22 protein-coding genes are annotated in these 25,544 nt (G+C 62.0%); 13 read left to right on the top strand and 9 right to left on the bottom strand.

Features of this window, described 5'->3' with window-relative positions; all coding sequences use genetic code 11:
- The first annotated feature begins 52 nt into the window (after positions 1–52).
- The 4 genes from bhcA (at position 53) to bhcD (ending at position 4,414) form a co-directional block, all read left to right on the top strand.
- Entirely contained in the window at positions 53–1,243 is a 1,191-nt protein-coding gene (gene bhcA, locus Q1A91_RS15085) for an L-aspartate--glyoxylate aminotransferase BhcA (protein WP_299879049.1), read from the top strand.
- 14 nt (positions 1,244–1,257) lie between these two features.
- Positions 1,258–2,208: a beta-hydroxyaspartate dehydratase BhcB gene (gene bhcB / locus Q1A91_RS15080; protein ID WP_299879479.1), complete on the top strand. Its 951-nt coding sequence runs from the start codon at positions 1,258–1,260 to the stop codon at positions 2,206–2,208.
- Positions 2,209–2,222: 14 nt separating this feature from the next.
- On the top strand, positions 2,223–3,386 hold the full coding sequence (gene bhcC / locus Q1A91_RS15075; RefSeq protein ID WP_299879046.1) for a 3-hydroxy-D-aspartate aldolase BhcC: 1,164 nt from the start codon (positions 2,223–2,225) through the stop codon (positions 3,384–3,386).
- A 62-nt stretch (positions 3,387–3,448) separates the two neighbouring features.
- The gene (gene bhcD, locus Q1A91_RS15070) at positions 3,449–4,414 is read left to right on the top strand and encodes an iminosuccinate reductase BhcD (protein ID WP_299879043.1); all 966 of its coding nucleotides are present in this window, start codon (positions 3,449–3,451) and stop codon (positions 4,412–4,414) included.
- Positions 4,415–4,439: 25 nt separating this feature from the next.
- Here bhcD and Q1A91_RS15065 read toward each other — a convergent pair whose 3' ends face one another.
- From Q1A91_RS15065 to Q1A91_RS15025, 9 genes are all read right to left on the bottom strand, one after another.
- Positions 4,440–5,234 carry a carbohydrate ABC transporter permease gene (locus Q1A91_RS15065; protein WP_299879039.1) on the bottom strand — a complete coding sequence of 265 codons (795 nt, stop codon included), beginning with the start codon at positions 5,232–5,234 and terminating at the stop codon, positions 4,440–4,442.
- The gene (locus Q1A91_RS15060) at positions 5,231–6,091 is read right to left on the bottom strand and encodes a carbohydrate ABC transporter permease (protein WP_299879036.1); all 861 of its coding nucleotides are present in this window, start codon (positions 6,089–6,091) and stop codon (positions 5,231–5,233) included. The genes Q1A91_RS15065 and Q1A91_RS15060 overlap by 4 nt, the downstream gene beginning before the upstream one ends.
- Positions 6,092–6,104: 13 nt before the next feature.
- Complete coding sequence (locus Q1A91_RS15055; RefSeq protein ID WP_299879032.1) at positions 6,105–7,598, bottom strand: glycerol-3-phosphate dehydrogenase; 1,494 nt, start codon at positions 7,596–7,598, stop codon at positions 6,105–6,107.
- 3 nt (positions 7,599–7,601) lie between these two features.
- Entirely contained in the window at positions 7,602–8,297 is a 696-nt protein-coding gene (locus Q1A91_RS15050) for a class II aldolase/adducin family protein (protein ID WP_299879029.1), read from the bottom strand.
- An 11-nt stretch (positions 8,298–8,308) separates the two neighbouring features.
- Positions 8,309–9,352: a 2-hydroxyacid dehydrogenase gene (locus Q1A91_RS15045; RefSeq protein ID WP_299879026.1), complete on the bottom strand. Its 1,044-nt coding sequence runs from the start codon at positions 9,350–9,352 to the stop codon at positions 8,309–8,311.
- A complete protein-coding gene (locus tag Q1A91_RS15040; RefSeq protein ID WP_299879023.1) occupies positions 9,349–10,908 on the bottom strand; it encodes an FGGY-family carbohydrate kinase in 1,560 nt (519 codons plus the stop codon). Before Q1A91_RS15040 ends, Q1A91_RS15045 begins: the two co-directional genes overlap by 4 nt.
- Complete coding sequence (locus tag Q1A91_RS15035) at positions 10,905–11,882, bottom strand: sugar-binding transcriptional regulator (RefSeq protein WP_299879020.1); 978 nt, start codon at positions 11,880–11,882, stop codon at positions 10,905–10,907. Before Q1A91_RS15035 ends, Q1A91_RS15040 begins: the two co-directional genes overlap by 4 nt.
- 98 nt (positions 11,883–11,980) lie before the next feature.
- Positions 11,981–12,787 carry a GntR family transcriptional regulator gene (locus Q1A91_RS15030; RefSeq protein WP_299879017.1) on the bottom strand — a complete coding sequence of 269 codons (807 nt, stop codon included), beginning with the start codon at positions 12,785–12,787 and terminating at the stop codon, positions 11,981–11,983.
- A complete protein-coding gene (locus tag Q1A91_RS15025) occupies positions 12,784–14,484 on the bottom strand; it encodes a glycerol-3-phosphate dehydrogenase/oxidase (protein WP_299879014.1) in 1,701 nt (566 codons plus the stop codon). The genes Q1A91_RS15030 and Q1A91_RS15025 overlap by 4 nt, the downstream gene beginning before the upstream one ends.
- Positions 14,485–14,727: 243 nt before the next feature.
- Here Q1A91_RS15025 and Q1A91_RS15020 point away from each other — a divergent pair, with 243 nt between their 5' ends.
- The 9 genes from Q1A91_RS15020 to Q1A91_RS14980 all read left to right on the top strand — a co-directional run bounded on the left by Q1A91_RS15020 (position 14,728) and on the right by Q1A91_RS14980 (position 25,526).
- Positions 14,728–16,275: an FGGY-family carbohydrate kinase gene (locus Q1A91_RS15020; RefSeq protein WP_299879011.1), complete on the top strand. Its 1,548-nt coding sequence runs from the start codon at positions 14,728–14,730 to the stop codon at positions 16,273–16,275.
- Positions 16,268–17,353 carry an ABC transporter ATP-binding protein gene (locus Q1A91_RS15015; protein ID WP_299879008.1) on the top strand — a complete coding sequence of 362 codons (1,086 nt, stop codon included), beginning with the start codon at positions 16,268–16,270 and terminating at the stop codon, positions 17,351–17,353. The genes Q1A91_RS15020 and Q1A91_RS15015 overlap by 8 nt, the downstream gene beginning before the upstream one ends.
- 7 nt (positions 17,354–17,360) lie before the next feature.
- Complete coding sequence (locus tag Q1A91_RS15010) at positions 17,361–18,449, top strand: ABC transporter ATP-binding protein (RefSeq protein ID WP_299879005.1); 1,089 nt, start codon at positions 17,361–17,363, stop codon at positions 18,447–18,449.
- Positions 18,449–19,327, top strand: a complete 879-nt coding sequence (locus tag Q1A91_RS15005; RefSeq protein WP_299879002.1) for a carbohydrate ABC transporter permease — start codon at positions 18,449–18,451, stop codon at positions 19,325–19,327. Before Q1A91_RS15010 ends, Q1A91_RS15005 begins: the two co-directional genes overlap by 1 nt.
- Before the next feature lie 59 nt (positions 19,328–19,386).
- Positions 19,387–20,166 carry a carbohydrate ABC transporter permease gene (locus tag Q1A91_RS15000; RefSeq protein WP_299879476.1) on the top strand — a complete coding sequence of 260 codons (780 nt, stop codon included), beginning with the start codon at positions 19,387–19,389 and terminating at the stop codon, positions 20,164–20,166.
- A gap of 2 nt (positions 20,167–20,168) precedes the next feature.
- Positions 20,169–20,570 carry a DUF2160 domain-containing protein gene (locus tag Q1A91_RS14995; protein ID WP_299878999.1) on the top strand — a complete coding sequence of 134 codons (402 nt, stop codon included), beginning with the start codon at positions 20,169–20,171 and terminating at the stop codon, positions 20,568–20,570.
- 113 nt (positions 20,571–20,683) lie between these two features.
- The gene (locus Q1A91_RS14990) at positions 20,684–22,399 is read left to right on the top strand and encodes an ABC transporter substrate-binding protein (RefSeq protein ID WP_299878996.1); all 1,716 of its coding nucleotides are present in this window, start codon (positions 20,684–20,686) and stop codon (positions 22,397–22,399) included.
- 203 nt (positions 22,400–22,602) lie between these two features.
- Positions 22,603–24,390 carry a thiamine pyrophosphate-binding protein gene (locus Q1A91_RS14985; protein ID WP_299878993.1) on the top strand — a complete coding sequence of 596 codons (1,788 nt, stop codon included), beginning with the start codon at positions 22,603–22,605 and terminating at the stop codon, positions 24,388–24,390.
- Positions 24,387–25,526, top strand: a complete 1,140-nt coding sequence (locus Q1A91_RS14980; protein WP_299878990.1) for an iron-containing alcohol dehydrogenase — start codon at positions 24,387–24,389, stop codon at positions 25,524–25,526. Before Q1A91_RS14985 ends, Q1A91_RS14980 begins: the two co-directional genes overlap by 4 nt.
- Positions 25,527–25,544: the final 18 nt, after the last annotated feature.

Below are 25,544 nucleotides of genomic sequence, written 5' to 3'. Positions count from 1 at the left end.
AGCATAGGAACGGCCCCTTATACAGACCTCAACATCACCAAGGAGATGGATCATGAGCTTTCAGAACCCCGTTTTCATTCCGGGCCCCACCAACATCCCCGAGGCCCTGCGCAAAGCCTGCGACATGCCAACCATCGACCATCGCTCGCCTCTGTTTGGTCAGATCCTGCATCCGGCACGGGCGGGCGTTCAGGAGATCCTGAAAAGCGGCAGCGCGGAAGTGTTCATCTTCCCCTCCACCGGCACCGGCGGCTGGGAAACAGCGCTGACCAATTGCCTCAGCGCGGGTGACAAGATTTTGGCGGCCCGCAGCGGCATGTTCTCCCATCGTTGGATCGACATGTGCCAGCGTCACGCCTTGGACGTCGAAATCGTGGAAACCCCCTGGGGCGAAGGCCTGCCTGCGCACCGCTATGAGGAAATCCTGACCGCCGACAAAAGCCACCAGATCAAAGCGGTGCTGGCCACGCATAATGAAACCGCCACGGGCGTGAAATCCGACATCGCCGCCGTGCGTACCGCACTGGATGCCGCAGGCCACCCTGCCCTGCTGTTTGTCGATGGCGTGTCCTCCATCGGCTCCATGGACTTCCGTTTCGACGAGTGGGGCGTGGATGTTGCCGTGACCGGCTCTCAGAAGGGTTTTATGCTTTCTGCCGGGCTCGCCATCGTGGGCTTCAGCGACAAGGCGATGCAGGCCACCAAGACAGGCACCCTGCCCCGCACCTTCTTTGACGTGCACGACATGGCCAAGGGCTATGACAACAACGCCTACCCCTACACGCCTGCCGTGGGTCTGCTGAACGGGTTGAACATGGCTTGTGACATGCTGCTGAAGGAAGGGTTGGAGAACGTCTTCGCCCGCCACACCCGCATTGCCACAGGTGTACGCGCCGCTGTCGACGCCTGGGGGCTTGAGCTCTGCGCCGCCTCCCCTGAGGTCTATTCCGACACCGTCAGCGCGATCCGCACGCCCGATGGCTTCAACGCCACTGACATCGTCACCCACGCGGCCGAGACTTATGGCGTGGCCTTTGGCGTGGGTCTGGGTGAGGTTGCGGGCAAAGTCTTCCGTATCGGTCACCTTGGCAGCCTGACAGATGTGATGACGCTTTCGGGCATCGCCACAGCAGAGATGTGCATGGCTGATCTGGGTCTGGACATCAAACTCGGCTCCGGCGTGGCGGCGGCACAGGAGTTCTACCGTGCCAACCCCGCCACAACACTGAAGGATGCTGCATAATGCTCGGCAACCCGATGTATATCCCGACGTTTGACGACATGCTGGAAGCGCATGCGCGGATTGAACCCTATATCAACCGCACGCCTGTCCGGACCTCTGCCTACCTCAATGAACTGACGGGCGCAGAGCTGTTCTTCAAATGCGAGAACTTTCAGGAACCGGGTGCGTTCAAAGTGCGCGGGGCCACCAATGCGGTGTTCGGGCTCAGCGATGAGAAGGCCAAACTGGGTGTGGCCACGCATTCGTCGGGCAACCACGCCTCCTGCCTCAGCTACGCGGCCAGCCGCCGCGGCATTCCGTGCAACGTGGTCATGCCCACCACGGCCCCACAGGCCAAGAAGGACACCGTGCGGCGCTATGGCGGGCAAATCACCGAATGTGAGCCCTCCACCACCTCCCGCGAAGCGACTTTCGCCGAGGTACAGGCGCGCACGGGCGGTGATTTCGTGCACCCCTACAACGATCCGCGTGTGATCGCCGGCCAAGGCACTTGCGCGCGGGAGTTTATGGAACAGACAGACGGCCTCGACATCGTCATGGCCCCCATTGGCGGCGGCGGCATGATCTCCGGCACCTGCCTGACGCTCTCGCATCTGGCACCAGAGGCGCAGATCATCGCGGCAGAGCCGGAACAGGCCGATGACGCCTACCGCAGCTTCAAGGCGGGTTACATCATTGCCGATGACGCGCCCAAGACCATCGCGGACGGGTTGCTGGTGCCGCTCAAGGACCTGACATGGCATTTTGTTTCCAACCACGTGACGGACATCATCACCGCGTCTGAGGAAGAGATCATCGACGCGATGAAACTGACCTGGAAACACCTGCGCGTCGTGATGGAGGCCAGCTCCTCCGTCCCACTCGCCACGATTCTGAAAAACAAGGACCGGTTCGCAGGCAAGCGCGTCGGCATCATCATCACGGGCGGGAATGTCGACCTCGACAAACTGCCTTGGACTCTTTGAAGGGAGATAAGACCATGAACGTACAGTCAAAATTTGAAGGTCTCGAAGTCGGTTTCGACGTCCCTGCCCTGCCCGGCATGGACGAAGCGGATATCCAGACACCTTCCCTCGTGCTCGATCTGGACGCGCTGGAGCGCAACATCAAGAAGATGGGCGATTACGCCAAGGCCCACGGCATGCGCCACCGGGTGCATGGCAAGATGCACAAGTCCGTCGACGTGGCCAAGCTGCAGGTTGAGTTGGGCGGTGCCTGCGGCGTGTGCTGCCAGAAGGTGTCTGAAGCGGAGGTGTTCGCCCGTGGCGGCATCAAGGACGTTCTGGTCTCCAATCAGGTGCGTCAGCCCGAGAAAATCGACCGTCTGGCGCGGATGCCCAAGCTGGGCGCGCGGACGATCTGCTGTGTGGATGACGTGGCCAATGTGGCGGATCTGTCAGCTGCTGCGCAAAAGCACGGCACCCAGATCGAATGTCTGGTGGAGATCGACTGCGGCGCGGGCCGTTGCGGTGTGACCACCACGCCCGAGGTGGTCGAGATCGCCAAAGCCATCGACGCCGCTGAAGGTCTCAAGTTCGCCGGTCTGCAAGCCTATCAGGGCGCGATGCAGCACATGGACAGCTATGAGGACCGCAAAGCCAAGATCGACATCGCCATCGCCATGGTGCGTGACGCGGTGGACACGCTGGCAGCAGACGGCATTGAATGCGACATCGTCGGCGGCGGCGGCACGGGCTCCTATTACTTTGAAAGCAACTCCGGCGTGTTCAATGAGCTGCAGTGTGGCTCCTACGCCTTCATGGACGCGGATTATGGCCGCATCCTCGACAAGGACGGCAAGCGGATTGATCAGGGCGAGTGGGAGAACGCGTTCTTCCTGTTGACCTCCGTGATGTCCCACGCCAAGGCGGACAAGGCGATTGTGGATGCGGGCCTCAAGGCGCAATCCATCGACAGCGGTCTGCCGGTGATCTTTGGGCGCACGGATGTGGAATACGTCAAATGCTCGGATGAGCATGGTGTGGTCATGGACCCCGAAGGGGTGCTGAAGGTCAACGACAAGCTCAAGCTGGTGCCCGGTCACTGTGACCCCACCGCCAATGTGCACGATTGGTACGTCGGCGTGCGCGGCGGCAAGGTTGAGACGTTGTGGCCTGTGTCCGCCCGCGGCAAAGCGTATTAAAATCAACGTGGTGCGCGGTACACGCGCACCCTTCCCTCCAAACACCACATCGGAATCCCAAAATGTACATCGTCCCCGAACGCGAAATCGCTGACCTGATCACCCGTGAAGCCTCCTTTGACGCGGTCGAAAAGGTCTTTGCCGCCATGGCCGCCGGAGACGCCTACAACTTCCCCGTCATCCGCGAAGCCATTGGCCACGAAGATGCGCTGTATGGCTTCAAAGGCGGGTTCGATCAGGCGGGGCTGACCTTGGGTCTCAAGGCCGGGGGGTACTGGCCAAACAACCTCGAAAAGCGTGGCCTGATCAATCACCAGTCCACCGTGTTCCTGTTTGATCCCGACACCGGCATGGTCAAAGCCATGGTGGGTGGCAACCTTCTGACCGCCCTGCGCACCGCTGCGGCCTCGTCGGTTTCCATCAAACACCTCGCGCGTGACGACGCCAAGGTCATCGGCATGATCGGTGCCGGCCACCAGGCCACCTTCCAACTGAGCGCCGCTTTGGAGCAGCGCGATTTCGAAAAGGTGATCGGCTGGAACTATCACCCTGACATGCTGCCCAACATTGAGAAAGTCGCAACAGAGGCTGGCCTGCCGTTTGAGGCTGTCGACCTGCCCGGCATGGTAGAGGCAGACGTGATCATCTCAATCACCTCCGCCTTTGCGCCGTCGTTGATGGCTGACCATGTCTCCCCCGGCACCCACATCGCCTGCATGGGCACCGACACCAAAGGCAAGCAAGAGGTCGAGGCCGAACTGCTGGTTCGCGCAACTGTGTTCACCGATGAAGTCGCGCAATCCATCTCCATCGGCGAAGCGCAACACGCCATTGCCGCCGGGCTGATCAAGGAGACGGATGTGGCGCAACTGGGCGCTGTCATCAACGGCACCCATCCGGGTCGGACCTCTGCCGATCAGATCACGTTGTTTGATGGCACAGGTGTGGGTCTGCAAGACCTCGCCGTTGCGTCTGCTGTGGTCGATCTGGCCATCGAAACCGGCAAGGCGATTGAAGTGGATTTCTGAAGCACCCGCCCCTCTGCGCCTCCCTTCAGACCCGCACCGTGAACCCCCGCGACAGGTGGTTGCGGACAAACCAGATCATCACCAGCCCCGGTACCAGCGACAGGCTGGTCATGGCCATGACCAGCCCGATGTCGGTCTGAAACCCAAAGAGGCTGGAGATGGCTGTGGTGATCGGTTTGCCATCGGTGATGGTCAGCGTGCGGGCAAAGACGACTTCTACCCAGGAGAACATGAAGCAGAAGAAAGCCGCCGCGCCGATGCCCGGCGCAATCACCGGGATCAGGTGTTTGATGATGAAACCGGGCGTGGAATACCCATCAAGGAAGGCTGTTTCGTCCAGCTCTTTCGGCACGCCCCTGATGAAACTTTCGAGTATCCAGATGGCAATCGGCACGTTGAACACGCAATGGGCCAGTGCCACGCCGACGGGGGTGTTCAGCATGTCGATCTGCGCAAAAAGCAGGAAGGCCGGCAGCGACAGCACCACAGGTGGCGTGACGCGAAAGGCCAGCAGCGCAAAGAACGTCGCACGGGCGCCACGGAACGGGAACCGGGCGAAGGCATAGGCGGCAGGCAAGGCGACGATCAGCGTGAGGGCCACGTTGAGAGAGACGTAGATGGTGGAGTTGAGGAACGACGCCACCAGCCGGTCCGTGCGGAAGATGTTGGCGTAGTTCAGCAGCGTCAGGCTGCCTTTGGGAGCCGTCTCATGGTGCAGCGTAGACAGAAAGCTCAGCACGATCACCTGCACCAGCGGCAGCAGGATAAACACCGTCAGCGCCAGAAATCCAAAGGTCCCCAAGATGCGCTTGAGGGTCATCCCGCGTCCTCGCGCCGGGCGGAGAGCAACCGCCAGAAGGCGTGCACGATCAGCAGCGTGATGGCGAAATAGATCACCGACCGGGCAGCAGCGGGACCGTAGTTGAAGGCCTTGATCTCTTCCCCCAGATCAAGGGACAGGAAGGTGGTCGCCCCGCTTGGCCCGCCTGCATTGATGCCGAAGGCTTCGGTGTAGATCATGAAACTGTCCATGAACCGCAGCAGCAGCGCCATGGTCAGGGCCCCCGTGAGTTTGGGCAATTCAATGAACCGGAACACCTGCCAGCGGCTGGCACGGTCGATGGCGGCGGCCTGGTAGTAGGCAGGCGCGATGCCTGCAAGGCCAGAGCACGCAAGGATCGCCACCAGCCCGACCCAATGCCAGGTATCCATCACCACCAGCAGGAGCCATGTGTGCACCGGGTTGAACTTGTAATCAAAGGGGATGTCGAAGGCGGTGATCAGCTGACCGATGGCCCCTGTCTCAGGGTTGATCAGGCTCAGCCAGATGGCGGGGATCATGTTCCAGGGCACCACCAAGGGCACGGCCAACAGGATCAGCCCCAGCGACCGCACCCAGCCGCCGCGCGGCAGGGACAGGGCAATCAACAGCCCCAGCGGGAATTGCACGCAGATCACCACGGTTGAGAACAGCAGGCTGCGCATCAGGCTGTCGTAGAACCGCTCTGACGTCAGGATGCTGACATACCATTCGCCCCCCACCCAGAATTTGTTTTCGAGCGAGAAGATATCGAAGAACGAATGATAGGCGTTGATCGCCAGCGGGATGCCGCCAACCAACAGCAGCAATACAGCCGCCGGCGCGATGTAGAGCCATGCGCGTGCGTCGCTGGTCATTGCCCCTCCCCCGTTAGCTGGCGATCCAGTTGGCCACCTGGGCCTGTTCAGCCGCGCTCATCAAAACGCCATGTTTGGTGCGGCGCAACAGCATGTCGTCAGCGGTCTGCGCCCATTCCTGCGCGCGCAGCCATTCGGCTTCACGGGTGTAGAAAAGCCCGCCGAAACGGGGGCCGAGATCCTCCAGCGCCTCAGCGCCTTTCAACATCTCATCGGCTCGGGTGCCGTAACAGCGGGCGTAATGACGGGCCAGATCGGGCGGCAGCCACGGCCAGCGGGACTGGAACCCGGCAAACCATGTGTCAAAATCCGCATTCAGCAGATTACCGCCCGGCAAAGGCGCGTCCGCCGTCCAGGGTCGGCCCATTTGGGGAAAGGTAGTCTCCAGCTTGCGCAGTGCGGCTTCGGACAGCTTGCGATAGGTGGTCAGCTTGCCACCAAATGCCGACAGGATCGGCGCGCGGCCCGGCTGCCCGCCATCCAGCTCAAACGTGTAGTCCCGCGTGACCGCAGAAGCGCCTTTGGCCGCGTCATCGTCAAACAAGGGCCGCACACCGGAATAGGACCAGACCAGATCACCCGACGTCAGGTCGGTTTTGAAATGCGTGTTCAGGATGCCCAGCAGATAGTCGATCTCATGGTCTTCGATCTTCACCTCTTCCGGTGCGCCTTCGAAGGGGATGTCGGTGGTGCCGATCAGCGCCAGATCGTCCATATAGGGGTTCACGAAGATCAGCCGATTGTCAGGCGCTTGCAGGACATAGCCATGGTCGCCCTGCCACCAGCGCTTCATCACGATATGGCTGCCTTTGACCAGCCGGATGCGTTTGGTGGAATTGACGCCGGCGACATTGCCCAGCACCTGCTCCACCCACGGCCCAGCGGTGTTGACGATAGCGCGGGCATGGACCTCTCGCGCCGTGCCGTCAGACTGGGTCAGCTGCGCGACCCACAGATCGCCGTCACGCCGGGCGGAGGTGACGGCCGTGCGCGTCAGCACCTCGGCCCCCAGCCGTGCGGCATCCAGCGCGTTCAGCACCACCAGCCGCGCGTCATCGACCCAGACGTCGTAGTAGGCAAAGCCGTTGGGAAAGGTATCGCGCACCATCTGCCCTTCGGGGGCGCGGTCCAACCGCACGGGTTTCGTCGCGGGGATGCGTTTGCGCCCGCCCAGATGGTCATAGAGGAACAACCCAAGCCGGATCAGCCATCGGGGCCGCTGCGCAGGTGAATGCACCAGCATCAACCGCAGGGGCCACGCCAGATGCGGTGCGGCGGACAGCACAACCTCGCGTTCGATCAGCGCTTCGCGCACAAGACGGAATTCGTAGTACTCCAGATACCGCAGCCCGCCATGAATGTATTTGCCGGACCGCGAAGACGTCCCCTCCCCCAGATCATCCTTTTCGGCCAGCACCACAGACAGCCCCCGACCTGCCGCATCGCGGGCCACACCAACACCGTTGATGCCCCCACCGATGACCAGCAGATCAACAGGCGCTGCCATCACTCAGCCCTTCTTGCCGGATGTGCCTGCGGCGACATCCTTGTAGTCGTCCTGCACGCCGTAGGATCCGAACCCCGCCATGGTCTGGGCGATCTCATCCTCATTCAGCAACACAGGACCACCGATGCACAGCGACAGGTAATACTGCCGGGCAATTGTCTCCAGTTCGACCGCGCGCCACATGGCTTTGTCCAGATCCTCTCCCATCGCGATGGAGCCGTGATTGGCCAGCAGGCAGGCGGTGCGGTCTTGCAGCGCCTCAATCGCCAGTTCGGACAGGGCCGCAGTGCCATAGCAGGCAAAGGGCGCGCAGCGCACGTGGGAGCCGCCGAAAACCGCGATCATGTAATGTGCGGCGGGGATCTCCTTGCGGGCCATGGCCAGCGCCGTGCAATAGGTCGGATGGGCATGCACCACCGCCGTCATATCCGTGCGGTTCTTGAGAATATCAAAGTGAAACCGCCATTCGGTGGAGGGTTTCAGCGGCCCGTCCCAGGATCCGTATTCCCCGTCAAAGGGCATCGACGCGATCATCTCCGGCGTCAGTTGGTCATAGGGTGTGGCGGAGGGGGAAATCAGCATCCGGTCCTTGTAACGGGCCGAGATATTGCCCGATGTCCCCTGATTAAGCCCAGAGGAATTCATGAACCTGCATTGGTCGATGATCGCCTGTCTGAGATCTTTTTCTGCTTTGTCCATGGGGGCTCCTGTCAGCAAGGGTTAAGCGGTGGCGCGCCGTCAAGCCAGCGCTGGACTTCTGCTGCGACCTTGGCCGCAGCAATGCGAATGGTGGTACGCGACGCGCCGGCGATATGCGGCGTCAGCGTCACGTTGGGCAGTTTAAGCAGGGGCAGGTTCGCCGGCGTCGGCTCCACCGCGAAAGTCTCCAGCATGGCACCGCGCAGATGGCCTGCGCTCAACGCGTGATAGAGCGCATCATAGTCCATCAGCGGGCCACGCGCAGTGTTGATCAGAATGGCATCGGGTTTCATCGCCGCGATGGCATCCGCGTTGATCAAATGGCGCGTCTCTTCGGTCACGCGCGGGTGGAGGGAGACAACGTCAGACGTGGTCAAAAGCGTCTCCAGGGTACATTGGGTGATGTCCGGATCGGTGGCATGCTCTGCCGACAGTTCAACGTAAGGATCCGTGACAAGGACGCGGGTGCCAAAAGCGCGCAGCAACTGCACCACCCGGCGGCCGATATCGCCGTAACCGATCACGCCCACGGTCATCTCTGACAGTTCATCCCCCGCCATATCCGCGCGGTACAGATCACCACGGTAGACCCCACGCCGCAGCGCATCATGACCACGGGTGATGTTGCGCGTCTCGGCCAGAATGGCCCCGATGGTGAATTCCGCCACGGCAGAGGCATTGCGTCCGGGTGCGTTCACCACTTTGACACCGTGATCGGCGGCGGCTGTCATGTCGATATTGACCGGCCCACCCCGCGCGACAGCAACCAGCTTCAGCGCGGGCATGGCGTCGAACATGGTGCGGGACAGAGGGGCAAGGTGCGTCACCAACACAGGGGCGGTGCCCACGTGGGCGATCACATCCTCTGGCACGCCCATGTATTCGTGTAGGCCCGCCAGATCAGCACGCCCGGCCTTGTGTGCCATGGGCTCATCCGGCCACCCCAGATCAAGGGTCCGGCACGCCACCCGGTCGCCGCATGCCGCCTGCACAGCGTCCACAAAGAAATCCGACCGCATGAAGCGGTCCCCGATGATTGCAACCTCGGTTGTCATGTCAGTTTTTCCCGCATCTGCGCCTGCGCCGCCCAGACGGGGGACAGGGCCGCGCGTGTGGTGGTGTAGGCTTCAAAGAGGGTTTCAAACGTGTCGGCAAGCGCCGCGTCGGGAGGCTCGGGAGCCTGCAACAGCGGGCTGATCCAAGCCTCTGTTGCGGCCTGCGCATCCTCAAACACGCCCAGCGCAATCCCGGCGATCATCACAGCGCCTGCGGCTCCTGCCTCTTCCTGCGCCACCGTGCGCACGGGCACGCCCAGCGCCGCTGCCAGCATCTGTCGCAACGCAGTGGACCGCGCGCCACCGCCGCTCAGCCGGACTTCGGCAGGCATTGGACCCATTGCGGCGTAGCAATCGCGCGTTGCAAGGGCGAGGCTCTCGAACACCGCGCGCATCATCCCGCCCCAGCTTGTGGTCGCATCCAGCCCGGTGAAGCTGGCCCGCGCGGATGTGTCGGTGAAGGGTCCCCGCTCTCCCGCCGCAGAGATATAGGGGTGGTACATCGCAGCACCGGCGGGCGCGGCCATCACCTGCGCATCCAGCCCGGCCAGTATGGCATCCCGCGCCGGTTCAATGCCCTGCGCACGCATCATGTCGGCGGCAAGCCCCAGCATCCAGTCGATGTTCAGCGTTGCCGCCATGTTGGTCTGAAACTGCGCCAAAGCGCCACCGGGCATCGCCAGCGTGTAGCCCGTGCGCTCCGGGTTCAGCGTGACGCCTGCGACATCCCGCACAAACCGCAGATGCGCACCGGTGGAGCCCAGCACCGAGACGCCCGCCTGCACCTGTGGATCATAAAGCCCAGCCCCCAGCCCCGTGCAGGCAATGTCCACATAACCCAAGGAAACGGGCAACCCTTCAGGCAGGCCCGTGGCAGCGGAGGCCTCTGCCGACAGCGGATGGGTCTGCGCCGAACCATCCAGAATGGGCGGGAGAAGATGGCGCTGTTTCTCCAGACCCAAGGCTTCGAGAACGGCGCCCGAATAGTCCCGCGTGCGAAAGTCGCCGAAGGTGAAGACCCCTTCGGTCGGGTCAGTGGCGCGCACATTGGTCAGTTTGAAATGCAGCCAGTCCTTGCAATGAAACGCCGTTGCCGCGCGGTCCAGCAAGTCAGGCGCATGGGTTTGCATCCACTTGAGGTGGCTGCGCATCTGGCAGACGTTCACGCCAGTTCCCGTGGCCTGATAAATCGTGTCTTTGCCCGGTCCGCTGGCAATCTGCGCCGCTTCATCGGCCGCCCGCGCATCCAGCCACAACCAGCCGTCATGCACCGGATCGCCCGCATCATCGATCAGCCAGGTCCCGTCCCCCTGTCCGGTCACACCAATGCCGATCACGCGGCTGCTGAGGTTGGGCACCTCCTTCACCAGATCGGCCAAGACCGACGCTGTGTCGGCCCAGGTGCGCTGCATGTCCTGCTCCACCCCGCCCCCCGGCAGGGTTGTGTAGCTGTTGCGCCGTGTTGCGATGCCTGCCCGCGTGCCATCAAGCTGAAAGGCAACCGCCTTGATCACAGAAGTGCCCGCATCAATGCCAATGAGGATGTCCTTGCTCATCCCGCTGCATCCTCATCCAGCGCTCTTGCTGTGGCTTCATCCGTGATCAGCCCGGTCAGCAGACCACTGCGCAGCGCGCCCCGGATGGCTTGGTGCTTGGACGTCCCGCCGGCAATTGCCACCACCTCCCTGCCGCGCAGCGCGCTCAACGGATGCGCCATGACCCGACGATCAAACGGCGTCTCAACCGGGCGGCCATCGGCTTGCAGGAACTGCCCCAGCACTTCGGCGACGGCCCCCGCTTCGGCAAGCGTTTTGCAAGCCGCGGCCCCATCCTCCATCGCGGATATCGCGCCATAGCCGCTTTCCAGATCGCCGATGCCGACAACCGCAAGGGTGGCCTGCGCCATCCGCTCTGAAATCTCCCGCAGCATGGTCTGGGACATCATCACGGTGCGGTCTGCCTCACTGTCCACATAGAGCGGCACCGGCATCAGCCAGGCATCCGCGCCCGTGCGTTGGGACAGCATATGTATCACGTCGTAGGGGGCCGCCGCGAAGGACCGGGTCAGCCCGCCAAGCAGCGACACGAAACTGGTGCGGGTTGCCCGCTCCCGATCAGCCAAAGCATCCACCGTCGCAGCCAGCGTCCGCCCCTGACCGATGCCAATGACCTGATGCGCGCCCCGGTCAAGCACCTTGGCAAACCAGTCTGACCCGGCAGACGCCAATGCGCGCAGCGGCAAGGCCTCCTGCCCCGGTATGTCCATTGCAACGCGGCAGGTCGACAGATTGAACCGTTCTGCCAGACGGCTCTCAAGAGCAAGGCAACCGGTTTCCGCGACATCCACGGTGATCCGCACCATGCCCAGCGTCTGTGCGCGGGCGATGTGACGATGGGCGCGCGTGGTCGGCACGCCAAGACGCTTTGCAACTTCGTTCTGGGTCAACCCACCAACAAAGTGCATCCAGGCGGCACGTGCGACAATGTCGGCATCCTCCGCTCTGTTCTGCTTGACACTGGCCTGAGACATCGCTCCCCCACCCGACACTCAACCGCTCTGATTGGCGGGATTGAAATAAATTTCACCAATGGATTATTTTTCAATTTGGAGGTTCTGTCAACAACCCATCAGGACGAGTTGGACACCACGAACCGCAGACGCGCCCGGTCACTGAGGTAATGCGCCTGATAATATTCGATGGGGATCTGCGTGTCGTTCGACCCCACCGACTCGATACAAAGCGCGGCCTTGCCCTCCTCCACGCCCAGCAATTCGGCATCTTCGGCCGACAGTGACACCGCCTCAATCCAGCGCTCCGCCTGCACCAGCCGGATGCCATACTGGCGGGAGATCGTATCATAGAGCGACCGATTGCTCATCCGCAGCCCCACCAGACCCGGCACCATCCGCTCCAGCATCGCCCAGCGCACAATCGCGCGCGGCGCACCATCCACGCTGAGCACGCGGTCGATGATCACCACCGGCTCGCTTGAGCCGATCTTCAGAAACCGTTGCATCCGGTGGGTGGGCAGGATCACCTGCTGGCGCAGGATGCGCCGTGTGACATCATGCCTTTTCTCCGCCAATTCGCCGCTGAACCCCACGGTGGACCCGACAAAGCTCTGAACTTCGCGACGTCCACGCACAAACGCGCCCTTGCCCTGATGGCGATAGATCAGTTCTTCGTTGACCATCTGCGCGAGCGCTTCGCGCACCACCGTGCGGGAGACGCCGAATTGCTTGCACAGCGTTGCCTCGGATGGCAGGCGATCGTGGTCGGCAAGCCCTTTGTCCCGGATCATCGCGGACAGGTACTGTTTGACCTGAAGCCAGAGCGGCACGGCACCTGTGCGGTCCATCCTGTGTGGCGCGGCCCCTTCGTTGACCTCGTGCTTGTCCGCGACCGGCTCGTCTGGAGTGGCTGGTGGTTTCATAGCCCCGGCACCATATGTGTGTCCTTCAGGGTGGAGATGACGCTTTGCACCTCACTGTCGCGCCTGTCGTCAGACCATTTCAACGCATCTGCGGCGACGGCCGCGACGTCTTCCAGAGCGGCGCGGCTGGTGCGGCCCTCGAACCCCATCAGGGTCCGCCGCAAAACGATATCCTCAAGACGCGACACCCGTTCGGTTTGGCAGATCAGACCGATCTCCGCCGGGGTATACCCGTCCAGCGCCTCAAACCGGCGGTTGTCGCCTGCTTCAGCTTTTGCAAAAGCCTGCGCGCCGCTGCCATAGCGCGCAACCAGATCACCGCAGCGCGCCGGACTAACGCCCGTTTCCGCGGCCAGCGCCCTTGTCCATTCCGCACGTTTTGAAGGGGGTGTGGGCAGGTCTTTTGCCCCGCCTATAGGAGTATCCCCTGTGCCTTTGACACGCGGCTTACCCAGATGTTTGAGCACATCATCCACCGCTTCTTCCGCCAGCGCCCGGTAGGTGGTCCATTTCCCCCCGACCAGCGTGAAGGTCTCAAACGGGCGATCTGTTGTCCGGGCAAAATGGTCAATCCGGTGATCGCGGCTGATCGCACCTGCGGCCCCCACCTTGTTGTCCTGAAACGGCAACGGCCGAATGCCCGCCATGACAAAGACGACATCTTCCCGCCGCCACAGAACCTTGGGCAAAACAGGCCGCAGGACATCAAAGATGTAGTCGACCTCAGCTTCCGTGTATCGCGTGTCATCGGGATCATCCGTGCGAATATCCGTGGTGCCGACATAAACGTGGTCTGCATCCAGCGGCAGGGCCAGACAGGCGCGGAAATCCTTCGTCTCAAAGTACAGCATCCGGCCCTTGAGTTCCGCCAGAAGGGCAGGATTGCCGATGACCAAATGCGTGCCCCGCGTGCCCCCCATGAGCCTGCCGGAAAAGCCAAGGCCGGATTGCACCTGATCGACCCATGCACCCGCAGCATTTACGACGATCTTCGGCGTGACGGTGATCTCTTCTCCCCGCTCCCGGTCGGTCAGGGTCAACGTGCCGCCCGATTGCTTACCGGCTGCAAGATAGGGCAACGCCATGGCATCCGGGCAGTCCGCCTCCGCGTCGGCGATCAGCTCCAGCACCAGCCGTTCGGGATGACTGATCCGGGCGTCATGGAACTCCCCCACCATGATGACATCGGGTGCAAGGCTTGGCATGGCCGCCCGCGCCTTTGCGGCAGAGATGATCCGGTGCTTTGGCATCACCCGCGTTTTGCGCCCGAAGATATCGTAAAAGCGCAGCCCGAGCGCGACGGGCAAAGCCCCTTTTCGCCCCGGCGTCTTCTTCAGCTTGAAGAACCGCAAAGCTGCATCAAACGACCCGGCAAGGTAGCTTTTCAAGGGAATCCACACCGGTTGCGGGTAAACCATGTGGCGCGCGTTGTGCAGCAATCGGTCGCGTTCCAGCAACGATTCCCGCACCAGCGCGGTCTCTCCGGTTTCAAGATACCGCAGCCCGCCGTGGATCAATCGTGAGGGCGCTGCACTGGTGCCGGAGGAAAAATCACCCGCATCAACCAGTAGCGCAGGAATGCCTTGAGCAGCCAGATCCCGGTAGATCCCAACCCCGTTTATGCCGCCACCGATGATCACAATATCGGGTGCGCCACGCGCCCGCAGGCGTGTCAGCAGCTCAGACCTAGTACGCATCCCACCTTCCTTTTGACCAGCCGGACAGATCAGAACGCAGCGCCTGACCTGCCCGGCTGAGGCCTCTCTACTTGTAATGATAAGTTGTCTAACGGCAAGAGAATGTTATGCCGCGCCGCAGCGCAAATGCTTTATTTCCAAGGGCCCGATTCTGTTGCTTGACATGTTGTCGCAGTTCCTTACGCTCACTCGTAATGACAAGTTGTGGGCCGCTTTGCGACTCAACAACGGGGGGAGGAAGCCATGGGAGAGTGCGTGATCGGCATTGATGCCGGTGGCACAATGACAAAGGCCGCACTTTTCGACCTCACCGGGGCCGAGAAAGCCTGCGCCCGCAGCCGCAACGTGACATACTTTCCCACCCTCGGCTGGACCGAACGCGACCCCGATGCCATGTGGCGCGCGGCTGCCGAAGCGATCTCCACCGTTCTGCAACACTCCGGCACCGATCCGGGGGATGTTCTGGCGATCAGCGTATCGGGATATGGCAGTGGATTGTACCTTCTGGACAGTGACAACAACCCCACCCGGCCGGGTATCGTATCCACCGACGGGCGCGCTGCGGAGATGGTGGGGCAATGGGCGGTGGATGGCCGTGCTCAGGAACTCGCAATGCTCGTGAACCAGGTGCCATGGCCGGGGCAAAGCGCTGCATTGATCGCGTGGCTTCAGGACAATGAGCCTGAGGTGATGGCGAAGACGCAGACCATCACGTTCTGCAAGGACTACCTGCGCGCGCAGCTTTGTGGTGACCGCTCCACCGATTTTACCGATGCAGGTTCTGCGGCGCTGATCGACGTGGCCAAGGGCTCCTATTCAGAAGACATGTTGCGCCTTTTGGGGCTGGAACAGATGATGCCCAAACTGCCTGACATTGGCCCCTCGGACGACGTCGCAGGGTATGTCACCGCCGAGGCTGCCGCCCTGACCGGCCTCAAGCAAGGCACGCCCGTGGTACGCGGCACGGTTGATATGTCGGCTTCCGCGATGGCGTCTATGGTCACCCGGCCTGATCAGATGAGCATGGTCGCGGGCACGTTTTCCATCGCGGCAACCCTGCATGATCAAGCCCCCAAGATGGACGCGGTCCCGATGCTGCAATTCGCCTATCCGCTGGGCGGTTGGCTGGCGGTGCAGGGCTCCCCCACCTCGGCGTCCAACCTTGAATGGGTCGTGAAAACGCTGCTGCTGCACGACGACACGCTGGAAGGCATGGACAACATTTACGACACGGTCAACGCCGCCGTCGCGCGGGCCAGGGGGCAGCACACCAATGCGATGTTCTTCCCCTACCTTTTTGGCGGTCCGGAAGGCGCCCCCGCAGGACTGGTCGGGATGAGCGCGCGCACCGATCTCGACAAGACCCTGCTCGCGGTGTTCGAGGGTATCGTATTCTCACACAAGGCTGATCTGGACATCGCCCTGACGGGCAAAGACGCCGCACGGCCCGAAGTCATCCGCATGACGGGTGGTGCCACGCAAAGCCCGCTCTGGACGGAGATGTTTGCCGACATTCTGGGATTGCCGATTGAAGTGCCCAGGGGTTCAGAGTTTGGCGCGCTTGGGACCGCGATGTGTGCGGCCTCCGGTGTGGGCGCGTTTGACACGCTGTCAGATGCCGTGACTGGCATGGGCGGCATCGCCCGCCGCCACGACACCAACGCAGAGCGCGGCGCGGTCCATCTGGCCAAATACCCCCGCTACGCTGCCCTGCGCGACGCGATGGCATCAGCCATGATCGCCACCCAAGACACCGCCCCTGCCCCCGAACTGGAGATGGACCATGCTTGAACTGCGCGATGTCTCCATGAAGGTGCGCGGACGCACGCATATCTACAACACCGATCTGAAGCTGGAACCGGGCACGATGAACGTGCTGTTGGGTCCAACGCTGGCGGGCAAGACCACGCTGATGCGGCTGATGGCAGGCCTGGACAAGCCCACCACCGGGCAAGTGCTGGCCCATGGCAAGGACGTCACTGGTATGCGGGTACAGGACCGCAAGGTGGCGATGGTCTATCAGCAGTTCATCAACTACCCGTCGATGACCGTCTTTGATAACATCGCCTCTCCGCTGAAACTGATGGGCAAGAGCAAGGCAGAGATTGACGCCGCCGTGCGCAAATCAGCAGAGATGCTGCGCCTCACGGAAATGCTCGACCGCAAGCCGCTGGAACTGTCCGGCGGGCAGCAGCAACGCTGCGCGCTGGCCCGTGCCTTGGTCAAGGAAAGCGATCTGGTGCTGCTGGATGAGCCGCTGGCGAACCTTGATTACAAACTGCGCGAGGAACTGCGCGCTGAAATTCCGCGCATCTTCCGCGACAGTGGCGCGATCTTTGTCTATGCCACAACAGAACCTGAAGAGGCACTGCTGCTGGGTGGCAATACCGCAACCCTGTTCGAAGGGCGCATCACCCAATTTGGCCCCGCGACAGATGTCTACCGCCACCCCAAGGACGCCACCACCGCGCGTGTCTATTCCGATCCGCCGATGAACTTCACGCCTTGCCGCAAGGAGGGCGGGCAGCTGATCATGGCGGATGGCACCTCTGCCCCCGTGGGCGGGGCGTTTGCTGATCTGGCAGACGGGGACTATCGCGCAGGCTTCCGGCCCAACCACCTGAACCTGAACGCTGAATCCGACCAATCCATGGCGCTGACCTGCACCCTTGGCATTGCAGAGATCACAGGCTCTGAAACCTTCCTGCACCTCCATCACGGCGACGACAAATGGGTCGCGCTGGTCCACGGTGTGCATGACTTTGAGGCAGGCAGCGACATCACGCTCTGGCTCGACCCGAAACACATCTATCTTTTTGACGCAGACGGTCAGCTGGCATTGCCTGCGGCCTATGCTGCCGCTGCCTGAGGCGTCCATGGCTCGTATTGAACTCAAAGACCTTGCCCACAGCTACCTGCCCAAACCGGGCGGGGAGGACGACTTTGCCCTCAAGACCATTGATCTGGATTGGGACGATGGCGGGGCCTATGCGCTGCTGGGCGCATCGGGTTGTGGCAAATCCACGCTATTGAACATCATCTCCGGCCTGCTGGAGCCCACCCGCGGGCAGATCCTGTTTGACGGCGCGGACATGACCCACGCGCCGACCACCGCGCGTAACATCGCGCAGGTGTTTCAGTTTCCGGTGGTCTACGACACGATGACCGTGCGCGATAACCTGGCCTTTCCGCTGCGCAACCGCGGGATGCAGGCCAGCTACATCAAGGACCGTGTGCAGCAGATTGCTCAGATGATCGGCATGGACAGCCAGCTTTCGCGCAAGGCGCGCGGGCTGACGGCGGATGAAAAGCAGAAAATCTCCCTCGGACGCGGCATGGTGCGCGAGGATGTGAATGCCATCCTCTTTGATGAGCCGCTGACGGTGATCGACCCGCACATGAAGTGGGAGCTGCGCACCCAACTCAAGCAGCTGCACCGCGAGTTCGGGCACACGATGATCTACGTCACCCACGACCAGACAGAGGCGCTGACTTTTGCCGACAAAGTGGTGGTCATGCACGACGGCCGTGTGGTGCAACTGGGCACGCCGGAAGAGCTGTTTGAACGGCCTGAGCATACCTTTGTGGGCTATTTCATCGGCTCGCCGGGCATGAACCTTCTGGATGCCAAGATCGACGGGAACATGGCGACCATCGGCAGCCATCAGATTCCCCTGGGTGCCGGATACAAATCGCCCGAAGGCCACACGCAGATCGGCATCCGGCCGGAATTTGTCACCTTCACCACAGATGCCAGCGGCCTGCCCGTGCAGGTCACGCAAGTAGAAGACGTGGGCCGCCACCGGATCGTCCGCGTCGGGTTCGAGGGCAACACGCTCTGCGCGGTGCTGCCCGAAGGCACACCCCTGCCGGAGGGCACACAGCACATCGCCTTCATGCCCGAACAGATCGGCGTCTTTGCAAACGACTGGCGCGTAACGCCGCAAACCGGGGGAGCTTCCTGATGGATAAGCCACAGAACAACCGCGCATGGTTCATGGTGCTGCCCGTGCTGCTGCTGGTCGCGTTTTCCGCGATCATCCCGCTGATGACGGTGGTGAACTATGCGTTCAACGACACCTTCGGGAACAATGCGTTTTTCTGGGTCGGGGTGGAGTGGTTCAAGGAAACCCTGGAATCCGACCGCATGTGGGGCGCGCTGCAACGGCAGCTGATCTTCTCTTTCACCATCCTCGCCATCGAAGTGCCGTTGGGCATTGCAGTTGCTTTGGCCATGCCGAAGAAGGGCGTCTGGGCCTCGGTCTGTCTGGTGCTCTTTGCCCTGCCGCTGCTGATCCCGTGGAACGTGGTGGGCACGATCTGGCAGGTGTTCGCGCGCATCGACATCGGCCTGCTGGGTTATTCGCTGGGGCTGATCGGGATTGACTTCAATCTGGGTCAGAACGCCAGTGCGGCTTGGGTGTCAGTGATCATGATGGATGTCTGGCACTGGACGTCGCTGGTGGTGCTGCTGGCCTATGCCGGCCTGCAATCCATTCCGGATGCCTATTACCAAGCCGCCAAGATCGACCAGGCCAGCCGCTGGGCCGTCTTCCGTTATGTGGAGTTGCCCAAGCTGAAAGGCGTGCTGTTGATTGCGGTGCTGCTGCGCTTCATGGACAGTTTCATGATCTACACCGAACCTTTCGTCGTCACCGGCGGCGGGCCGGGTTCTGCCACGACGTTCCTGTCGATTGATCTGGTGAAAATGGCCTTGGGGCAGTTCGACCTTGGACCTGCGGCGGCGTTCTCCATCATGTACTTTCTGGTGATCCTGCTGGTCAGTTGGGCGTTCTACACGATCATGGTCAATCTTGACCGCGAAGAGGAGCGCAACGAATGAGCACCTCAACCGTACAACCCACCGACAAGGCAGGCCTGCGCCGTCTGGCCTCCTACGCGATGCTGATCGTGTACCTGCTGTTCCTGATCCTGCCGATCTACTGGCTGGTGAACATGAGCTTCAAACCCAACGTGGAGATCCTCAACCAGCTGACGCTGATCCCGCAGAACCCCACGTTGGGCAATTACGCCAACATCCTCACCGACCCCACGTGGTACATGGGCTACGTGCATTCCCTGACCTATGTGATCCTGAACACGGTGATCAGCGTGACGGTTGCACTGCCCGCCGCTTACGCATTTTCACGCTACAGCTTCATCGGCGACAAACACCTGTTCTTCTGGCTGCTGACCAACCGGATGGCGCCACCTGCGGTGTTTGTGCTGCCGTTCTTCCAGCTTTATTCCTCCATCGGCCTGTTTGATACGCACCTTGCGGTCGCACTGGCGCATTGTCTGTTCAATGTCCCCCTCGCCGTGTGGATCCTTGAAGGGTTCATGCGCGGCGTGCCCAAGGAGATTGATGAGACCGCCTATATCGACGGCTATTCGTGGTTCCGCTTCTTCACGCGGATCTTCATGCCGCTGATCTCTTCCGGCATCGGGGTGGCGGCGTTCTTCTGCTTCATGTTCTCATGGGTCGATCTGCTGATCTCCCGCACGCTGACGTCAACAGAAGTGAAGACCATCGGTGTTGCGATGACCCGTACATCATCGGCCACCGGCCTTGATTACGGCACATTGGCGGCGGCAGGTGTACTGACGATCATTCCGGGCGCGCTCGTGATCTGGTTTGTCCGCAACTACATCGCCAAGGGCTTCGCCCTGGGGAGGGTGTGATCATGACCAAGACCAACTGGACCCCCATCTACCTCGGCGCAGTTGCGGTGCTGGGCATTGCGCTTGGCCTGCTGATCATGGCTGTGCCGCGGGATGGCAGCGAATTTCTGTGGACCGATCAAATGGTGCAAGGCGGCTGGATGGCGTGGTCCTTCCCCGTGGCATTGTTCTTTTGGTGCATCGCGGCGTTGCTGACGTTCTTTACCATCCTCGCCATCCGTTTCCCTGAAACCCCGCGTGTCGGCATCCTCGGGATTGAAACCACACGCGGCGATCGGCTGTTTATCACGCTCCTCGGCTCTGCCTTTATCAACATCGCCTGGCTGGGGCTGGAATACGGCCCGCAACCCTGGGCGCTGGCCATCTGCGCGGCCTATGCCGCACTCGTTTTCTGGAAGGTCTGACACGCATCTGACCTTCCCCCATCCATTCAAGAGGCACTCGTCGGCCACTCGCACAAGAACGACGCACGTCGACGCCTGCAAAACCCGTAGTTTCACTTTTAGGGAGGACCAAAATGAAACGACTACTCAGTACAACAGCAGCGCTCTCGCTCCTGCTGAGCGGACCGGCGTTCGCGGATATGGAGGCGGCGAATGCGTTTCTCGACAACGAGATCGCCGGCCTGTCCACGCTGTCGCGCGCCGAACAGGAGGCGGAGATGCAGTTCTTCGTCGATGCTGCCAAACCGTTCGAAGGGATGGAGATCAAGGTGGTCTCCGAAACCATCACCACCCACGAATACGAAAGTCAGGTGCTGGCACCCGCCTTCACCGCCATCACCGGCATCAAGGTCACCCATGACCTGATTGGCGAAGGTGACGTGGTGGAACGTCTGCAAACGCAGATGCAGTCGGGCGAGAATATCTATGACGCCTACATCAACGACTCCGATCTGATCGGCACACACTGGCGCTATCAGCAGGCGCGCAACCTGACCGACTGGATGGCCGGCGAAGGCGCGGATGTGACCTTGTCCACGCTGGATCTGGATGACTTTATCGGGACGTCGTTTACCACTGGCCCGGATGGCAAGCTCTACCAGCTGCCCGACCAGCAGTTCGCGAACCTCTACTGGTTCCGCTACGATTGGTTCACGGATGAGAAGAACATGGCCGACTTCAAGGCGCAGTTCGGCTACGACCTTGGTGTGCCCGTGAACTGGTCCGCTTACGAGGACATCGCCGAATTCTTCACCGGTCGTGATCTCAGCCACCTTGGCCATGACGGTGACGTCTGGGGCAACATGGACTACGGCAAGAAGGACCCGTCGCTCGGTTGGCGGTACACCGATGCGTGGATGTCCATGGCAGGCATGGGAGACAAAGGTGAGCCCAACGGTCTGCCTGTCGATGAATGGGGCATCCGTGTGAACGAGAACAGCCAGCCCACGGGCTCCTGTGTCGCGCGCGGTGGTGCAACCAACTCTCCCGCGGCGGTCTATGCGATCACCAAAGCGGCGGAATGGCTTGCCAACTACTCGCCTCCTGCGGCGGCTGGCATGAACTTTGCCGAAGCGGGCGCATTGCCCAGCCAAGGCACCGTGGCCCAGCAGATGTTCTGGTACACGGCGTTCACCGCATCCATGGTGGATCCTGATCTGCCGGTGATGAACGAGGACGGCACGCCCAAGTGGCGCATGGCCCCCTCCCCGCACGGTGTGTATTGGGAAGAAGGCACCAAGATCGGCTATCAGGATGCCGGTTCCTGGACATTGATGAAATCCACTCCCGTGGACCGTGCCAAGGCCGCATGGCTCTATGCACAATTTGTCGTGTCCAAGACGGTGGACCTGAAAAAGTCCGACGTCGGTCTGACCTTCATCCGCGAGTCGACCATCGACAGCGAGCATTTCACCGAGCGCGCACCGCGTCTGGGTGGTCTGATCGAATTCTACCGCTCTCCTGCGCGTCTGCAGTGGTCGCCTACGGGCACCAACGTGCCAGACTATCCAAAGCTGGCGCAGCTGTGGTGGCAGAACATCGGTGATGCACTGTCCGGCGACAAGACCGCTCAGGAAGCCCTCGATTCCCTGTGCTCCGAGCAGGAGAAAGTGCTCTCCCGTCTGGAGCGTGCAGGCATCATGGGTGACATCGGTCCAAAGCTGAACGATGAACAGGACCCCGAGTACTGGCTCAGCCAGCCCGGTTCCCCAAAGGCCAAACTGGCCAATGAGGATGAAGAACCTGTCACCGTCGCCTATGACGAGCTGATCAAATCCTGGAACAACTGATCCGGGACGTTTGAAACCAAAAGCATTGGCGGCCTGTGTCGCCAATGCTCCCCAGAATTTCCAGCTGCCGCTGACCCTGCCCTGCACCCCGATTGATCCACCCGACAGGACCTTCCCGTCGCAGGTGCGTGGGACCGGCATGCCAATCGACCCTATTGTAGCCCCGCCGCGCGGGACACCCGACGAAACAGGAGAACAGGACCATGCCCAACCTTCACGCAGGCGACCTTCTGGTCCAGATGCTGATCGAATATGGCGTCGAGCGCATCTACGGCATGCCAGGTGGGCAAACCACCGCCCTGCATGACGCGATTTCCCGGAACGAAGGCAAAATCCGTCACATCCTGATGCGCGATGAACGCAACGCTGCTTATGCTGCGGATGGCTATGCGCGGGTGACCGGCAAGGTGGGGGTCTGTGACGTGACCGTCGGCCCCGGCACCAACCTGCTGCCTGCGGGGTTTCTGGAGGCGATGAACGCCTCGATCCCGATGCTGGGCATTGTGGGGGATGTACCGCTCGACTGGCTGTCGCTGAAGCAGAAAGGCATTGCGAGCCAAGGCTTCGATCAGGTCGCCTTCCTCAAGACCTGCTGCAAGGATGCGTTTCAGGTGCCGTCGCTCACCGCTTTCCCCGAACTCATCCGCACTGCGTTCCGCATCGCCACGGCGCCGCGCCCCGGTCCGGTGGCACTGGTCATCCCGCATGAGATTTTCGATGCCGATTGGGACCCCGATACACTGAAGGCTGTCACTGACAACCGGACGGTGCACATGCCCTACCTGCGGTCCGTCGCACCGCCCACAGGCATTCAGCAAGCCGCCGATCTGATCGCCAAGGCCAAACGGCCTGCGCTGGTCTGTGGCGGCGGCGTACATGGCTCGGATGCTGCCGCTGAAGTCACCGCTTTCGCCGACCGTCTGGGCGCGCTGGTGGCGACATCGCTGTCGGGCAAAGGGTCGGTGCCGGAAACCCGCGACTACCACGCGGGCGTTCTGAACCCGCTGGGTTCCGAAGCGGCGCTGAAGCTGGTGCCGGAGGCGGATCTGATCATCTGGTGCGGCTCCAAGGTCAGCCAGAACACCGGGCTGAACTGGACCCTGCCCACCGCCGAGCAGGCCACCATCACCATCGACATCGACCCGCTGGAACACGGCCGCACCTTCCGGCCCACCGTGCCGTTGCTGGGGGATGTGCGCGAAACCATTCTGGCCCTCGATGCCGCAATGGGCGACAGCCGCGTAGACACCAACCCCGACTGGCACAAGCGCATCGCAGAGGTGAAAGCCGACTGCACCGCCACCCGCGAAACTGAAATGGCATCTGACCAGATCCCCATCCAGCCGCCCCGCGTGATGGCAGAGATCGCCAAACGCCTGCGCGCAGATGACGTGATGGTCTCTGACGCGTCCTTCTCGGCGGGCTGGATATCGGGTTACCTGCTGGCGCAAAAGCCCGGTCGGCAATTCGTGTTTGCCCGCGGGCAAGGTGGTCTGGGGTATTCCGTCCCCGGTGCCATTGGCGCCGCCGAAGTGATCCCGAAAGGGGCCAAGGTCGTCACACTGGCCGGTGACGGCGCGTTTTCCTATACTGTGGGCGAACTGGCAACGCAGGCGCAGTACAACCAGCCCATCATCAACGTGGTCATCAACAACGGCAAACTGGGCTGGATCAACATGTGGCAAAAGCTCTACTTCGACAAAACCGTGTCGGTTGATCTGGAGCGACAAGGCAGCGTGCCCGGCTATGCGGATGCAGCCAGCGCGCTTGGGCTCAAAGGCATCTACGTCGACAAACCCGATCAGATCGGCGCGGCATTGGACGAAGCCTTTGCCCATGACGGCCCCTGTGTGGTCGAGGTCCGCATCGATGAAGACGCCACCCCGATCCATTCCTTCAAACGCCGCTTCTCTGAACCCTCCGACACCAAGCGCGCGCGGCCCGGCACCGTTTACAAGCTGCGCGAGTGGAAAGTATCACCGGACCTATGACGCCCTTTTCCCTCACCCTGCCCCCTCGTCTGCGTTTCGGCCGGGGGGAGGCCCTGGCAGCCGTGCCGGACATCCTGTCCTTTGGCACCCGGTTTGTCTTTGTCACTGGGCGCAGCCAGACACGTGCCGGGCCGCTGATGGAAGCGCTAAAGGCACAGGGCGCGACCTTGCATCATGAAACCTGCGCAGGTGAACCCGATCTGGACATGTTGGTGGCAGCATTGGCCCGCGCCCGCGACATGCAGCCTGACGCGGTGATTGCGATGGGCGGCGGTGCGGCGGTTGATCTGGGCAAAGCGCTTGCCGCCCTGATCCCCGCGCCCGATCCCGATCCGCTGGAACACCTTGAAGTGGTCGGCAAGGGCCTGCCGCTCACTGCCGCGCCGCTGCCCTGTGTTGCCTTGCCCACGACCTCCGGCACCGGATCGGAAGCCACCAAGAACGCCGTGATCAGCGTGCCTGCCGAAGGCCGCAAGGTCAGCCTGCGCGATGCCGCGATGGTGCCATCGCTTGCCATCATCGATCCTAGCCTGACCGATGGCACGCCACGCGCAGTGACGATGGCCAGCGGCATGGACGCGGTCACCCAGGTGATTGAGCCCTATCTCTCCGCCCGTGCAAACCCGGTGACAGACGCCTTGTGCCGGGACGCCATCCCAAGGGGGTTTACGGCGCTCGCAACGCTTGCAACTGCCGAGGACCCCGATGCCCGCGACACGCTTGCGCTGGTTGCGCATCTCAGCGGCATTGCCTTGGCCAATGCAGGGTTGGGGGCCGTTCACGGGATCGCCGGTGTTCTGGGCGGCCAGACAGGCGCGCCCCATGGTGCCATTTGCGGCCAGCTGCTGGCCCCGATCCTGCGCGCGGTCCGCGCTGCCGCGCAACCAGACAGCACAACGGCCCGCCGCATCGCAGAGATTGACGGCTGGTGCCTTGCCGCCCTTGGCTGCGATATCGACGGGCTGGGCACCTGGGCGCGTGACTACGGCCTGCCCGAGCCGGAGGCGCCGCTCTCTCCCGCGCTGCTGCTTGAGATCGCGGAAAGCTCCGCTGCGAGTTCATCAATGAAATCAAGCCCCGTCGCCCTGCCCGCCGCTACGCTGGTAGACGCGCTGCGCGAAGCGGGCTGGGGGTGATCCCAACGGGTTGGCGCT

Origin of the sequence: uncultured Sulfitobacter sp. (genome assembly GCF_947500075.1) — a bacterium.
Classification (GTDB): Bacteria; Pseudomonadota; Alphaproteobacteria; order Rhodobacterales; family Rhodobacteraceae; genus Sulfitobacter.
The sequence above is the reverse complement of the archived record's forward strand: the minus strand, read 5'-3'. Positions and strand labels throughout refer to the sequence as shown.